This is a genomic window from Aminobacterium sp. MB27-C1, assembly GCF_030908405.1.
GTDB lineage: Bacteria > Synergistota > Synergistia > Synergistales > Aminobacteriaceae > Aminobacterium.
Genome location: NZ_CP133089.1, coordinates 2,006,532 through 2,020,377, shown reverse-complemented (window position 1 = coordinate 2,020,377; position 13,846 = coordinate 2,006,532). Strand labels below are relative to the sequence as shown.

Below are 13,846 nucleotides of genomic sequence, written 5' to 3'. Positions count from 1 at the left end.
ATGTATGATCTTGTAATAAAGAAGGGAAGAGTTGTTACTGAAGAGAAAATTCTTGACACGGATATAGCGGTAGAGGGAGAAAAAATAGCAGCTATCGGCGAGGGTTTGACGGGAAAACGTGAGATATTAGCGGAAGGAAAGCTTGTACTTCCCGGAGGAATAGATATACATACTCATATGGCTTTGCCCGTGGCAGGAACGGCTTCTAGCGATAGCTTTTATACTGGTACTGTGGCTGCTGCCTGCGGGGGGATAACCACAATTGTTGACTTTACGGTAGGTAGTTCCGATACATCGCTAATACAAAATATAGAAGAAAGAATAAATATGGCTCGTGAAGCAGTCATCGATTATACTTTCCACTGCGAAATTGTTGGCTGGAATGATCAGCGCCTTCGTGAAATATATGAAAGTTACAATAAGGGATTGCGGAGCTTCAAGTTTTTTACGGCTTACGGAGATTCAGGCCGGAGAACGGATAATGGGGCTCTTCTTGAAGCATTTAACGCCATTGCTTCTTTAAATGGCGTGGCGCTTATTCATGCAGAAGATGACGATATAATAAGGCAGCTTGAGAGAAATCTTTCAGAAAAAGAATGGGGAAAAATGTCGAGCCTCGCCAGAACACGGCCAGATGTATGCGAAGCTTCCGCTATTTCGACTGTCTCTTGGCTTGCCAGGCAGAGTAGAGCTCATGTTCATATCGTTCATTTAAGTTCGGCTTTGGGCCTGCAAGAAGTTATTCAGGCCAGGAGATTGGGAACATGTATTTCAACAGAGACATGTCCTCAATATTTGTTTTTGACTGAAAGTGTATATGATTCTCCTGAAGGGTACCTTTTTTCAGCGAGTCCGAGTTTAAAAACAAAGCAGGACAACGAGAGACTTTGGATGGGACTTCTGAACGGAGATATAGATATAATTGCAACTGATCACTGTCCTTTTACGAAGAAGCAAAAGGAGTGGAAGGGGTCTTTTAAAAAATTACCCTATGGATTACCAGGCGTAGAGACGTCACGCGTTCTGCTCTTTTCGGAGGGGGTTCGGAAAAAGAGGATTTCTCTTTCGAATTTTGTCCGTTTGACGGCGGGATCTCCTGCAAGATTGATGGGAATGTATCCCCAAAAAGGGGTTCTTGCCCCTGGTTCTGATGCTGATATCGTTATTTTTGATCAGGAAAAGAAATGGACACTTTCTGCTGGTACACTTCATATGGCAGTAGACTTTTCTCCCTATGAAAATGTACCCGTTATTGGAAAAACGTGGTGTACTCTTTCGCGAGGCACCGTTATCGTTGAAAATGGAGAATATGTTGATTTACAACGAAGAGGTCACTTTCTTCAATATAGAGAGACTGGAGCGTGAGGGGATGAATAAGAGAGTTCTTGTGGCTTTAGGTGGTAACGCTATTCTACAGCCGGGACAAAGAGGAACAGCTGTCGAACAGATGGCAAATATCGATCATACTGTAAAACAACTTTTGGATGTCGTTGAAGAAGGATATGAATTGGTATTGACTCATGGGAACGGTCCCCAGGTTGGTGCTATTCTCATTCAACATGAAATGGCGAAAGATAAAATTCCGCCTATGACTCTTGATCTCTGTGGGGCCGAAAGTCAAGGGCTTATTGGGTATATGTTGTGCCAAAGCATTAGAAATGAATGTGCTGGTCGAGGATTGAAAAAAGATGCAGTATGCCTTGTAACTCAAGTGGAAGTAGATCCTCAAGATAAAGCCTTCCGTAATCCCACAAAACCTGTGGGGCCATTTTATGCGCAGTCAGAAGCGGAACTTCGTATGGCGGAGCGTGGAGAACGGTGGATTGAAGATGCGGGACGAGGATGGCGTAAGGTTGTTCCTTCTCCCAATCCGAAGAAGATTGTTGAAAAAGACGTTATCCTTGCCCTCGTTGAACAAGGAACACTGGTAGTGGCGTCAGGCGGCGGGGGAATTCCTGTGTGCCGCGATCAGCAGGGGCTTTTATATGGAGTAGAAGCTGTTATTGATAAAGATTTAGCAGGTGAATGCCTAGCTCATGATGTACGGGCCGATATTTTTGTTATATTAACAGATGTTCCCAACGCTATTCTTTATTACAATACGCCCGATCAGAAACCTTTGGGGAAAGTTTCTGTAGAAGATATGGAAAGATACGTGGAAGAGGGACATTTCAGAGCTGGTTCCATGGGGCCTAAGGTTGAGGCAGCGCTGCGTTTTGTCAAGAATGGCGGGGAGCGAGCTATAATAGCCAGACTTGATCAGGTTATAGCAGCATTGAAAGGAGAAGCGGGAACACAGATTATACGTTCTTAATACGTGTCGAAAAATACTTATAAGTCAGGATGAGGGGATTAAAACGTTACATTCTCAAAGAGTTGATCAAAGGGTAAGTCGCAACACTCATGTTATTTTTTCTATTTTGTTATTGGCATATTTTATGTCGTATTTCTTTAGAATATCCCCCTCTGTAGTTATGCCTATTTTCTCAACACGTTTGGGAATGAGTGCTTCTTTAACAGGTTTTGTCGCAAGTTTTTATTTTTATGCCTATGCTGCTATGCAACCTGTTTGCGGCCTTCTTCTTGATCGTTTGGGGCCTTTGCGGGTCGTAGCTTTAGGTCTTTTGATTACGGCGTCTGGCACGGCCTTGATTTTATTTACTCAGACGCCTTTTTCTATTGCACTCTGGCGTCTTTTAACAGGCTTGGGGTTAGCTCCTATGTTTTTAGGCGCTTTAGTCTATCAATCAGCGGCTTTTCCTCTTGAACGATATGCCTTTTATTCAGGATTGACGTTAGCAGTGGGAAATTTCGGAGCCGTTGTTGGGGTTGCGCCTCTTGGCTGGGCCATAGATTCATGGGGGATATCGTTTGTCTTTGCTTTTCTGAGTTTCTTATGTGTTGTTCTTGCTTTGTCTCTCTTTTTAAAGAGAAAAGAGGATCCTATCTTTTGTAAAAAGGGAAAGGCGCAGAAGAGTTTGCTGCAAAATCTCAAGGAAACAGGTGTTTTTGTCTTTACGTCACCCGTCGTTCGTTCTATTGCTCTTATTTGGAGCATGTTAATGGGAGCTCTTCTCTCTTTACAGGCTCTTTGGGCTGTATCGTGGTTTGCCCATGTGTACGACCGCCCCTTTGCAGAATGTCGCATTTGGGCAACGTCCATTGGAATAGGTGTTATGGTTGGAACTCTTGCAGCTGGCTCTTTGGGGACTTCAAAATCGAGTCGTGAGAAGTTGCTTTTTTCTTCTACTGCCTTGTTTGTTATTGCTCTTTTTCTTCTCAACATATTTTTGTTTTTACGTCTTCCTGTATTTATTGCCGGAGGTGCTAGTTTTGTTCTGGGTGTAAGTTTCGGATCGGGAGCGGTGTGTTATGCAGCTCGCATTAACGAAGAAGCTCCGCAACATCTGCGCGGAGCTGTAATGGGAATAGTTAATTCCCTTATTTACGTATCAGTTATCTTCTTCCAATGGGGAACTGGCACTCTTATTGACAAAGAAGGTTATGCCGTTACATACTTCATCGTTTTTTTACTTGTAGCAATGAGTCTCTTCTCCCTTAAGAAATTATGGCAACATTAAGGGCAAGTCGTAAAAGTGTTCCTGCAGTTAAGGCCGAGAGAATCATAATAGCTAAACTTGCAGCGAGTTTTTTGCCGCCGAGCTCTTTCCATAAAACAATGAATGTAGCAATACAAGGGAATGTCATAGCTAAAGTCACAGTTGCTATAACCAGTTGTTGCGGCGTCATATTGAGTGTTGCCAACATTCCGACAGCAACGTCTTTGCGCAAAAGCCCCATAATAATTGGTCCTGCTGCTTCTGCCGGTAAACCGAGTAGCCCGGTAAATATGGGTTTGAGCAGTTGCGTAATAACGTTTATAAAGCCTGTCATATAGAGAAGATTTACCAAAAACACTCCCACCATCACAAGAGGAATAGCTTCAATAAAAAATCCCTTTAAGCGAAACCAGAGTTTATACAAAAGGTCTCGTGCTGATGGAACTCTGTATGGAGGTATTTCTACAATAAGTTCAGGACTGTATCCTGGCATAAATAAGTGCAGTATTCGCCCGATAACAACCCAAGCGAGAAAAAGAACCCCATATGTTATGAGAACATATTGTATTCCTAGGTGCCCGATAACGCCTACGATCATGGCCTGCAACCCTGCGCAGGGTATTGCTACTGAAATGAGCGTGGCAGCAATAAAACGTTCCCGATCCGATTCGAGAACTCGTGTTGCGAGAATTCCGGGGACATTGCAACCTAATCCCAACAAAGCCGGAACTACAGCGTATCCATGAAGGCCAAGTCGGTGGAAAAGGGCATCGAAAAGAACTGCAAAACGTGGCAAATAACCAACATCTTCCAAAAAACTCAATGCCAGATAAAACGAAAGAACGTAAGGTAAAACCATAACGACTGGTACATAAAGACCTGTAGAAAGCAACCCGAAACTTTGCTCCATATCTATAGCGCCATTAAAGAGTGTGCCAATAAGAAGCTGATGAACAAGGGGCCATCCTGCCACGAGAGAGGAAAGTTTCATAAGTAATGGAATCCATACCCGCTCTACCAGTGGATCAAGAAGCAGATTGATCAAACCCTCTCCAATGAGACGAATCACATAAAAACTTATAGAGATAACGAAAATTCCTATTATTCCTCCCCATATAGGGTGAACAGATAGGTCTTCAAGAGTGTCTCTTAGAGTATGATGCCGGTGAACAACTTTTTGAGTTTGTTCGATAATTGAGCCAATTCGTTTCCATCGTTCTTCGCTTGTAAGCGTTGGAAGATTACATTTTTTAGCTTCCGGTATTCGTGCAATAATCTGATTTATTCCCTGCCCGGAAAGCGCTACAGTAGGAACAACAGGAACGCCAAGAAGTTCTTCAAGCTTCTCTACATTGATGCTAATTCCACGATGGCGGGCTTCATCAATCATATTTAACGCCACAATAGTGGGAATTCCTCTTTCCATTGCCTGAAAAGCCAAATAAAGATTGCGTTCAAGTGCTGTTGCGTCGAGAACGATAATAGCCAGATCCGCGCCTTCATCAATCATGCGACGAGCTACGTGCTCCGCTTCATTTGTAGGATCGAGTGTGTACGCACCAGGAACATCTATGATTCTATATACCTCAGAATCATAGCGAAGCCAGCCTTCCATAAAACCTACTGTCGTTCCCGGATAATTTGAAGAAAGGGCGCGAACTCCTGTTAATCTTGAAAAGATAACGCTTTTCCCAACGTTTGGGTTTCCAATAAGGAGTAGTGTTTTTGTTAAAGGAGGTTCAGTTGCCATGACAATTCTCCTTAACTGGTACAACCATTACTCGGGAAGAGATACGCCATCCAATAGCTATCTGACGACCATCCACAATAATAGTAATTGGTCCATGAAAGGGCATGCCCGAAATTTTTTCTATAATTTTCCCCTCGCGAAGGCCAAGGGCTTCCAAACGCCGTCGGCTTTCGCCTAAAGGCATTTGGACAATTTGAGCCCTTATTCCATTTTCGAGATCTTTAAGATTTAGACTTAGAGTCTGATTCATCCCGTCTTCGCAGTTGGCCACATGCTGCATTGATATCAGATCCTTTTTCTCGGCGTATTTCATATTCGATGTTAAGCTCTTTGAGAATAGAGCCAAAAGCTTTTATCCGCTCCGGTGTTGAACGTTTATATCTGGAATCGACCGGATTATAAGGAATTAGATTTACGTATATTGACAAGTTATTTGTCAAAGCCGCAAGTTCGTATGCCTGCTCACTGGAGTCATTTACTTTATCGATCATAACGTATTCAATGGTGATACGATCGCCGGTTTTTTCCTGATAATAACGAAGGGCTTCTATAAGAGAACCCAAAGAGTACTTCTGGTTTACTGGCATAAGCTTGTTTCTCAACGTGTCATTTGTAGCGTGAAGAGAGACTGAGAGACGAACAGGAATGTCTAGCTCTGCCATAGCGCGAATACCAGGAACTATTCCCGATGTTGAAACAGTTATGTGGCGAGCGCCAAGTCCCCTCATTTTAGGATGGTTCAGAATCTTTATGCTCTTAAAAAGAGCTTCTTGATTGAGCAACGGTTCTCCCATACCCATAAATACAATATTCGTAATGTTTTGTCCTGCCACCTTTTCCATAGCAAGAAATTGTCCGACGATCTCTCCTGCAGTGAGGTCCCGAACAAAACCGCTCATTCCCGTAGCACAGAAAGTACATCCCAGAGGGCAACCTACCTGGCTTGAAATACAAGCTGTGTTGTGATTCCCATGAGAGAGAAGAACAGATTCTATCTTCTGCCCGTCCTGCAACTGCCATAGAAATTTTCGTGTGCCGTCTTTTGATGTCTCATGCCTTACCAGAGTTGGAGGCAATACCAATAGCTTATAAGAAAGATCCTCTCGCAGGTCTTTCCCAAGATTTGTCATGTCATAAATATTAAATACTTTCTTTTGGTATATCCATTGGCAAAGCTGATCTGTTCTGTAACGCTGAAGCCCGAGTTTTTCTGTGCACAACTCAAGCCATTCATCGTAATTCATTTCTAGAGCTACAATGGCTCCATCCATATTTGTTCCTCCTGACTCAAATAATCTCAATAACAAATAGTATATATGTTCATGGTAAAAAATGATATGCGAAAATTATGAAAGGGAAAAGGAAGACTTGAGCAGCGAAGCAAGCTTTTCTTTTGTCATGAACCCATATATTTCTTTTCTCCACTCTATTGCAGGAGGAGAAGCGCAGGCTCCCAAGCAAGTCGTGATCTTTATTTGAACACTCTCTTCAAGAGAGAGCTCTTGTATAACCTTTTCTGCTACAGGGGCGAAATCCCGACTACATGGTCCACAGATATATAATATTTCTGGTTTTCCTCCAGCTAATCCTGAGAGGGACGAGAAAGAGACTGCTACTAAAACCAGTATAAATAAAAGTCTTTTCATTTTGTTCACCCTCTTTTTTATATAGTATTATAAATATACGTATAGCCCCTATTTTTATTTTATACAGCAGCTTTTTCACTGTATTAGAGGCACGTATTATTACAGAGAAATGGAGTGAGAACGGTGTTTGATTTCTTTATATCACTGAGTCCTGTTGTACAAGCTCTCATTGGCACTCTCTTTACTTGGGGATTAACTGCTCTTGGTTCTGCTGCTGTTTTTTTACGAAAAAATCCCAGTCAGAAGATGCTCGATATTATGCTGGGATTTGCTGCTGGCGTTATGATTGCTGCCAGTTATTGGTCTTTACTTGCTCCTGCCATTGATATGTCCTCGGAAATGGGGATGCGGCCGTGGCTCCCTCCTGCTATAGGTTTTCTCTTCGGAGGTATTTTCCTCAGAATCATAGACCGTTTATTGCCTCACCTTCACTTGGGACAGCCTCGTCAAGAAGCCGAAGGAATTGCTACGACATGGAAAAGAACAACATTGCTTGTTTTGGCCATCACTCTTCACAATATTCCTGAAGGAATGGCTGTAGGAGTGGCGTTTGGGGCTGTCGCCTATGGTATCCCTTCTGCCTCGCTGGCAGGAGCCATTGCTCTTGCCTTGGGAATTGGCATTCAAAACTTCCCTGAAGGAATGGCTGTCTCCATGCCATTGCGACGGGAGGGGTTTTCTCCATTAAAAAGCTTTTGGTACGGGCAGCTTTCAGGTATAGTGGAACCTATTTTCGGAGTTTTGGGCGCTATCGCTGTTGTTGCAGCCAGACCGATTTTACCATATGCTTTGGCTTTTGCAGCTGGAGCCATGATTTTTGTTGTTGTAGAAGAGGTTATTCCTGAATCACAACAGGGAGGTAATGGAGATCAGGCTACAATGGGAGTCCTTTTGGGTTTCACTATAATGATGATATTAGATGTGGCTTTAGGGTAAAATAATAAAAAGCTGGTTTTGAAGGGACGGAAGATAATGTCAATTATAGAGCTTTTGTTGACAGCAGCGGCTCTTTCTATGGATGCCTTTGCTGTGTCGCTTGGCGTGGGGGCATGTTTACCTCTGTTAAGTCCCGGCCCGGCGTTTCGAATGGGGGCTGCCTGTGGTGGTTTCCAGTTTTTAATGCCCGTTTTGGGATGGGTTATGGGAATACGGTTACTTTCTTTTATAGAAGCTTACGACCATTGGGTTGCCTTTATTATCCTTTTTATTCTTGGTGTCAATATGATCAGAGAATCGAGAAAGGAAGAGACATGCGAAGGGAAAGATAGTACTCATGGATTGACTCTCCTTTCTTTGGCTATAGCTACCTCTATTGATGCGTTAGCTGCTGGTATCGGTGTAGCAGCCTTGAAAGGACCTGTTATGATCTTGGCTGTTCCCGCAGGTGTTATCACCGGTTGTCTATCAACGGCAGGTGTATTCTTGGGGTTCCAGGCAGGACGTTTTCTTGGCAAGTATGTTGAAATTGTTGGCGGAGTCGTTTTGTGCTCCATTGGGTTGAGAATTCTGCTAACCTCAATATGACCCAGATACAAATTGTTGTAACAGGAAGCCGTGGAAAAAGTAGTGTAGCAAGATTATTGTTTTGCGCCCTTTCTTCCTATGGGCTTCAGACATGGGCGAGAATTACTGGCGTTGTTCCTAGGGAACTGTCTCCTTTTGGAGAAAGAGCTATTTTGCGAAGTGCGGGGGGGCATGTAGAAGAGATGCGCTGGTGGCTTCGTTCTCTTCCTCCTCATGCAGAAGCAGTTGTTTTGGAAAATAGCGCGGTAGCGCCAGAACTTCAGAAACTTCCATCATGTTGGCTTAAAAATCCCATTTTTGTCATAACCAACGTGCGGTCAGATCATCAGGATGCATGGGGACCAGGAGAGGAGGGGGCTGTCTTAGCTCTCACCCAGGGAATTCCGCGGAAGAGTACTGTTTTTATTCCTGAATCAACATCCTCGTCTCCTTTGCTACTCAGCGTTTTGACTCAAAAACAATGTCAAATACATATAGCTGCATTTTCTTCTCTTGAAACATGTGTTATGTGGAAAGAAGAAAACATGGCGATAGTGAGAGATATTCTTTCTTTTTTGGGGCTTGATCCCAAATTGGGAGAAGAAGCAATGACGCGTCTTCTCCCTGATATAGCAGATTTTCAGGAAATAAAGTTTGGAGAAAATATTTTAGCAGTTGCTTTTTCAGCCAATGATGTAGAGACAACGCAGCGACTTTTTGAAAGTCTTCGATGGCCCGTGGAGGATACGACTCTTCTTTTCAACAATCGAAGGGATAGACCTGAGCGATTAAAAGCTTTTCTCCCTTGGCTTAGGCGAAAAGATTGGAAGAAAGTCTATTTAATGGGGGCTCGTCCCTTTTGTGGTCATGAGGGGATTGAATATATAAAAATGGTATCTACACAAGAATTCGCGAGTTTTATGAGGCAGAAAAAACGAGTATTAGGATGCGGAAATGTGGCAGGTCTACCACTCGAATATCTTCTTGAATATACATATAAAAGGTGTAAACATGCATAATCTTCAGTTTGCGACAATAGGGATAGGAATTGCTTTAGGAATGCTTTTTTATCGTCGAACGGGACGTTCTTGTGGTGGAATTATTACCCCAGGTTTTATCGCCCTTCAGTTAGGAAATCCTCTTTCTGTAGGAATAGCTATAGGAACGGCACTTTTTCTTGCTTTACTTCTTGAGATAATTGTCCGTTTTACGGGTATATATGGTCGACAGCGCATTGCACTGGCAATGCTCATGGCTTTGGGATGTAAAGTACTTCTCGATCTTTTCTTCCCCTCTACATCTCTTTGGCTTGGCTGGGTGGTTCCTGGCCTTTTAGCAGCCGATATGCAACGCCAAGGGATAGGGGAGACCCTTATTGGAGCGGTTATCGTGACTTTGCTTACGGCGATGTCTTTTGATGTATTGGTTGGTTTAGGGCATCTTTTAGAGAGGTCGATATAAGTTATGAACGAAGAACATATCCCGTCTTTAAACGATTATCTGAAGAAACAACGAGCCTTTGTTTTGAAAAGTCGTATGCGTCTTTTATTTTTGGCTTTTGTTCTTGTGCTCTTATGGTTTTTGCCGAGACGCTGGGGATTTTCCTCTGAAGAAATGCGATTATGGAACGATGTCCGTCAAGCAGAACTTTATATCTGGCAGTTGCGAGAAGATCAACAGATAGGAGCAGGGGGAGCAGATCCGTGGAAACTTGGACTTATAGGTGTGGAGTGGAGTCCTCTTTCGACGACTCTAGGAAGTCTTGAATCTAAGCGAACAGCGTGTCATCCTGGCTGGTCTGTGACCATTCTTAGAAAATTTGATAGTATGGGGTTGAAAGAAGGAGATCCAGTGGCAATACTTTCTTCATCCTCTTTCCCGGGATTATTGCTTAATGCATTGAAAGCTGCGGAATATCGAAAACTAAACGTGCTTCTTATCGTCTCGTTGGGATCGTCAACATGGGGTGCCAATGTGCCTGAAATTCCTTGGCCCATAATGGCAGAAGAACTTAGAAAAAACGGATTATTACATACGAAAGCTAATTACTATACCCTTGGCGGTGATGACGAAAATGGAGGAGGAATTGCTCCTGAAGGGGTAGAGATAATGATTCAAGCGGCGGAAAGGGAAGGTGTGCCCCTTCTACGTGAAGAGAATCTCGAAAAAATGATAGAAAAGAAGATGAATATTGTAGAAAACTTTGTTCCCAAACTTGTGATGAGCATAGGTGGTTCTCATGCAAATATGGGTAATGATGATGAAATCTTGACTCTCTCAGGAGGTTTACATCTTCCTTCTGGAAGAGAAAACGCAGGAGATGGCATTATAGGTCGGGCTCTCTCTGCAGGGTACCCTGTCTTCCATTTTCTCAATCTTCATGATTTGAGCCTAAAATATGGTATCCCGTATAATTCCTCTCCTTCGAAAGAGATGGCATCTCAAAAAAGTTGGTTTTTTTCTTTACTTGGCGTTTTCTTGGGCGGATGGGTTTTGTTTTCTCATCGAAGATGGATGCTCTTTTGTGACAAGAAAAATGGGGGAGAAGAAAAGTGACTCTATATTTGGGAGCTATAGACAACGATCGGAAAGTTCTCTACCAGCTTGAAAAAATGGCGGAAGCAGAAGAGTGGCGTTTTTACGCTACAGTTGATCCCGAAGAAGCTCTTGCTTGGATACGTGATGATGAAATAGATATCCTTCTCTTGAATATTAAAATGCCCATTGTTAGTGGGTATCAGCTTATACAAAAAGCGAGGGATCTTTCGGAAAAAGTGGTTCTCATTGCTTTATCAGAAACAGAAGAAGAAGATACGGCTTCAAGGGCCTTATTGGTAGGAGCTGATGATTTTATTATAAAACCGTTACGGCTCTCAGATTTCAGAGCTCGTTTGCGATTACATGAAAAGTTGGTTAGCTATAGGGAGCAGCTGAATTGGGATATACGTAAAAAAGGCATTAGTGTCGATACTATGAGGGAAGTTATATATTGTGTTAAGCGAAATAAGGAAGCTATGGATTGTGATGAAGTCGCAGCTCAGACCGGACTTGCTTATGTGACTGCCCATAGGTATCTCGATTTTCTAGCCGATCGGGGAATGGTAGTGCGTGTATCTGCTTCTTTGGATGGTCGTCCTGGGCGTCCTAAAACGTTTTATGAATGGAAAGGTGGACTTAAAACAGTATGAAATCTCTTCACAGTTTTGCTCTTGGCCGTCGAACTCTTGATATCTCTTTAGAACGGCCAATATTGGAAACTCAGATTCTGGGAAACCGTCCAATCCCTAATTCTCCAGAGAAAGCTTTGGCTCTTCCGTGCGAGAGTCCTCTTTTGCGTAATATGGCTAGAGAAGTTTCAGATATTACTGTTGTTATTCCTGATGCAACCCGTTCTTGGCAAGATGTTCCACGTATGGCTCAGGCTATTCGAAGAGAACTACGCGAAGGCGGTCGTATGCCGGTGACGTGGATTATTGGCGGAGGGCAGCATAGATTACCTACAAAGAACGAAATACAAATGCTTCTTGAAGATATACCATTGAGTGGTGACAAAATTCTTTGCCATGACAGTACTCAGGGAGTCAGAACTGGAGATGTGACTTCTCGTGGAACTCCTGTGATTTTGCACCAATCTGTGGCCAGGGCTGACTTGATTGTTCCCATTGGCGGAATAGCCTATCACGATCTTGCTGGTTTCAGCGGTGGTCGTAAGGCACTGCTTCCCGGTATATCAGGAGCAGAAGCCATTCAGCATAACCATGCACTTTCTCTTGTGGGCGCGACAATTGCTTCTTCTGTTCAGTGCGGAGCATTAAAGGGCAATCCCGTAGCTGAAGATATGGAGGAGTATGCACAAATAGTTTTTTCTGAACGAAAAGGATTTTTGCTAAATGTGATTCCTGATGAAAATGGGAACCCATATTGTTATGTAGCAGGAGATCCTTTCCAGGCATGGTTGAAAGGAACAGAGTTGGCGCAACAGCTTCAGACCCTTTGGATATCTGAAAAAGCGTCTTTGGTTCTGGTTTCGTGTGGTGGCTATCCATACGATATTGATCTATACCAATCGACAAAAGCTATTTCAGCCGTACTTCATGCACTGGATTCCAAAGGAGGTCTAGTCCTTTTTGCAGGTCTTGAAGATGGCGCTGGACCAGGAACTTTCGGCGAAGATTTTCGCCTTGCTATAGAAGAGCCCGAGAGGGCTATGCAGAAATTGCAACAAAATTTTTCCATTCCTGCTTTTATTGCTTCGAAAATAGTGGCAGACCTTAAGGGGCATCCAGCGGCACTTGTTTCGGATCGTTCTGACCTGCCTTTTCCAGGGGAAGTTTTTACCAATGAAAAAGAGGCTTTGGAATGGATCGAAAAAAAGATTCCAGTGGGTCCTGCTTTGTGCGTTCCTGCAGGAAATTGTGTGACAGTAAGAAGAAAATAATAAATAATAAAGGGAAGCACATAAAATAAAGTGTGCCTCCCTGTGTTCTTTCTTCGTGTGTTTCTATTTAGTTTATTGTTTAAACCATTTGTTTCTGAGATTTTCCAGCTCATCAGAGTTTTGCATTTCGTTAAGGGCTCCATTTACAGCATCTAAAAAGTCTTTTTCTTCAAGATGAATAGCTAGCGCTTTGCCAGCTCCAGTAATTTCTTGTTCAAATGCGATAGAAATTTTACCGTCAAAATCTTTTTGATCGAGGAATTTTTTAGCTACTGGAACATCCATCAATGTAGCATCAGCCCTTCCCAGCGTAACTTCTCTCACACAATCATCAAATTTTTGGAAGGTCTTTACGTTTGCTCCTTCTATTGTGCGAGAAAAAGTTTCTTGAACAGTTCCAAGCTGAACAGCTATAATTTTCCCCTTCATGTCGTTTAGTGTTTTGAGCGAAGTGTTCTCAGTTTTTGCTAAAAAAGCGCTCATAGATATTTCATAGGGGGTAGAAAAAGCTACTCGTTTGGCTCGTTCGGGGGTTGCGCTCATTCCTGCGGCGACAATATCGATCTTATGGGCTAGTAGCGCTGGGATAAGACTATCGAAGGGCATATCTACCCACTCAATCTTTTTCCCGAGTTTATTTGCAATACTTTCCATAAGTTCAATGTCAAATCCCTGAAGATTGTTCTTTTCATCCCGAAATTCATAGGGGGGATATGTGCTCTCTGTTCCTATAACTATGGTATCTTTATCTAGAACCTTAGCATGCGCAGAAATGGGTGAGAGAACGAACAAATAAAGAAATAGTACTGAAACGATAATTTTTTTCAATTTCCTACACCTCCACCTTAAACAAAGGTTTACAGATTGATAAAAATATGTTTTAAAGTTTATGGAGAGATGGTATCAGATTTATCATCTCTGTCAAGTGAATTTTTATGTTGAGGTGATT

15 protein-coding genes are annotated in these 13,846 nt (G+C 42.8%); 10 read left to right on the top strand and 5 right to left on the bottom strand.

All coding sequences use genetic code 11. The features are described 5' to 3' along the window. The 3 genes from hydA (at nucleotide 1) to RBH88_RS09810 (ending at nucleotide 3,581) form a co-directional block, all read left to right on the top strand. On the top strand, nucleotides 1–1,365 hold the full coding sequence (hydA, locus tag RBH88_RS09820) for a dihydropyrimidinase (RefSeq protein ID WP_213701539.1): 1,365 nt from the start codon (nucleotides 1–3) through the stop codon (nucleotides 1,363–1,365). 4 nt (nucleotides 1,366–1,369) lie between these two features. Then, entirely contained in the window at nucleotides 1,370–2,314 is a 945-nt protein-coding gene (gene arcC / locus RBH88_RS09815) for a carbamate kinase (RefSeq protein WP_213689940.1), read from the top strand. 106 nt (nucleotides 2,315–2,420) lie between these two features. After that, a complete protein-coding gene (locus RBH88_RS09810; protein ID WP_307879591.1) occupies nucleotides 2,421–3,581 on the top strand; it encodes an MFS transporter in 1,161 nt (386 codons plus the stop codon). Here RBH88_RS09810 and RBH88_RS09805 read toward each other — a convergent pair. The 4 genes from RBH88_RS09805 to RBH88_RS09790 form a co-directional block, all read right to left on the bottom strand. Beyond that, nucleotides 3,559–5,310: a ferrous iron transporter B gene (locus RBH88_RS09805; protein WP_213689938.1), complete on the bottom strand. Its 1,752-nt coding sequence runs from the start codon at nucleotides 5,308–5,310 to the stop codon at nucleotides 3,559–3,561. The genes RBH88_RS09810 and RBH88_RS09805 overlap by 23 nt on opposite strands. After that, nucleotides 5,300–5,560: a FeoA family protein gene (locus tag RBH88_RS09800; RefSeq protein ID WP_213689937.1), complete on the bottom strand. Its 261-nt coding sequence runs from the start codon at nucleotides 5,558–5,560 to the stop codon at nucleotides 5,300–5,302. Before RBH88_RS09800 ends, RBH88_RS09805 begins: the two co-directional genes overlap by 11 nt. Then, nucleotides 5,532–6,581 (bottom strand): 23S rRNA (adenine(2503)-C(2))-methyltransferase RlmN, encoded by a 1,050-nt coding sequence (rlmN, locus tag RBH88_RS09795; protein ID WP_213689936.1) that lies wholly within the window; start codon nucleotides 6,579–6,581, stop codon nucleotides 5,532–5,534. The genes RBH88_RS09800 and rlmN overlap by 29 nt, the downstream gene beginning before the upstream one ends. A gap of 75 nt (nucleotides 6,582–6,656) precedes the next feature. Then, entirely contained in the window at nucleotides 6,657–6,956 is a 300-nt protein-coding gene (locus tag RBH88_RS09790) for an NAD(P)H-dependent oxidoreductase subunit E (RefSeq protein WP_213689935.1), read from the bottom strand. A gap of 123 nt (nucleotides 6,957–7,079) precedes the next feature. Here RBH88_RS09790 and RBH88_RS09785 point away from each other — a divergent pair, with 123 nt between their 5' ends. Genes RBH88_RS09785 through RBH88_RS09755 form a run of 7 tightly spaced genes read left to right on the top strand, consistent with a single transcriptional unit; the run spans nucleotide 7,080 to nucleotide 12,897 of the window. After that, the gene (locus RBH88_RS09785; protein WP_213701538.1) at nucleotides 7,080–7,892 is read left to right on the top strand and encodes a ZIP family metal transporter; all 813 of its coding nucleotides are present in this window, start codon (nucleotides 7,080–7,082) and stop codon (nucleotides 7,890–7,892) included. A gap of 36 nt (nucleotides 7,893–7,928) precedes the next feature. After that, nucleotides 7,929–8,480 carry a manganese efflux pump MntP family protein gene (locus RBH88_RS09780; protein WP_213689933.1) on the top strand — a complete coding sequence of 184 codons (552 nt, stop codon included), beginning with the start codon at nucleotides 7,929–7,931 and terminating at the stop codon, nucleotides 8,478–8,480. Further along, complete coding sequence (locus RBH88_RS09775; protein ID WP_213695675.1) at nucleotides 8,441–9,478, top strand: Mur ligase family protein; 1,038 nt, start codon at nucleotides 8,441–8,443, stop codon at nucleotides 9,476–9,478. The genes RBH88_RS09780 and RBH88_RS09775 overlap by 40 nt, the downstream gene beginning before the upstream one ends. Next, nucleotides 9,471–9,920, top strand: a complete 450-nt coding sequence (locus RBH88_RS09770) for a poly-gamma-glutamate biosynthesis protein PgsC/CapC (protein WP_213701537.1) — start codon at nucleotides 9,471–9,473, stop codon at nucleotides 9,918–9,920. The genes RBH88_RS09775 and RBH88_RS09770 overlap by 8 nt, the downstream gene beginning before the upstream one ends. A 3-nt stretch (nucleotides 9,921–9,923) precedes the next feature. After that, complete coding sequence (pgsW, locus tag RBH88_RS09765; protein WP_213701536.1) at nucleotides 9,924–11,015, top strand: poly-gamma-glutamate system protein; 1,092 nt, start codon at nucleotides 9,924–9,926, stop codon at nucleotides 11,013–11,015. After that, complete coding sequence (locus RBH88_RS09760) at nucleotides 11,012–11,647, top strand: response regulator (RefSeq protein WP_213689929.1); 636 nt, start codon at nucleotides 11,012–11,014, stop codon at nucleotides 11,645–11,647. Before pgsW ends, RBH88_RS09760 begins: the two co-directional genes overlap by 4 nt. After that, nucleotides 11,644–12,897, top strand: a complete 1,254-nt coding sequence (locus RBH88_RS09755) for a nickel-dependent lactate racemase (RefSeq protein WP_213695678.1) — start codon at nucleotides 11,644–11,646, stop codon at nucleotides 12,895–12,897. Before RBH88_RS09760 ends, RBH88_RS09755 begins: the two co-directional genes overlap by 4 nt. 72 nt (nucleotides 12,898–12,969) lie before the next feature. Here the strand turns inward: RBH88_RS09755 and RBH88_RS09750 are convergent, their stop codons facing one another. After that, nucleotides 12,970–13,725 carry a transporter substrate-binding domain-containing protein gene (locus RBH88_RS09750; protein ID WP_213699486.1) on the bottom strand — a complete coding sequence of 252 codons (756 nt, stop codon included), beginning with the start codon at nucleotides 13,723–13,725 and terminating at the stop codon, nucleotides 12,970–12,972. Nucleotides 13,726–13,846: the final 121 nt, after the last annotated feature.

Excerpts from the sequence above, each read along its gene's own strand:
- arcC (WP_213689940.1), top strand. The coding sequence starts at position 1,370 with ATGAATAAGAGAGTTCTTGTGGCTTTAGGTGGTAACGCTATTCTACAG.
- RBH88_RS09755 (WP_213695678.1), top strand. The coding sequence starts at position 11,644 with ATGAAATCTCTTCACAGTTTTGCTCTTGGCCGTCGAACTCTTGATATC.
- rlmN (WP_213689936.1), bottom strand. The coding sequence starts at position 6,581 with ATGGATGGAGCCATTGTAGCTCTAGAAATGAATTACGATGAATGGCTT.
- hydA (WP_213701539.1), top strand. The coding sequence starts at position 1 with ATGTATGATCTTGTAATAAAGAAGGGAAGAGTTGTTACTGAAGAGAAA.
- RBH88_RS09790 (WP_213689935.1), bottom strand. The coding sequence starts at position 6,956 with ATGAAAAGACTTTTATTTATACTGGTTTTAGTAGCAGTCTCTTTCTCG.
- RBH88_RS09800 (WP_213689937.1), bottom strand. The coding sequence starts at position 5,560 with ATGAATCAGACTCTAAGTCTAAATCTTAAAGATCTCGAAAATGGAATA.
- RBH88_RS09770 (WP_213701537.1), top strand. The coding sequence starts at position 9,471 with ATGCATAATCTTCAGTTTGCGACAATAGGGATAGGAATTGCTTTAGGA.
- RBH88_RS09805 (WP_213689938.1), bottom strand. The coding sequence starts at position 5,310 with ATGGCAACTGAACCTCCTTTAACAAAAACACTACTCCTTATTGGAAAC.
- pgsW (WP_213701536.1), top strand. The coding sequence starts at position 9,924 with ATGAACGAAGAACATATCCCGTCTTTAAACGATTATCTGAAGAAACAA.
- RBH88_RS09780 (WP_213689933.1), top strand. The coding sequence starts at position 7,929 with ATGTCAATTATAGAGCTTTTGTTGACAGCAGCGGCTCTTTCTATGGAT.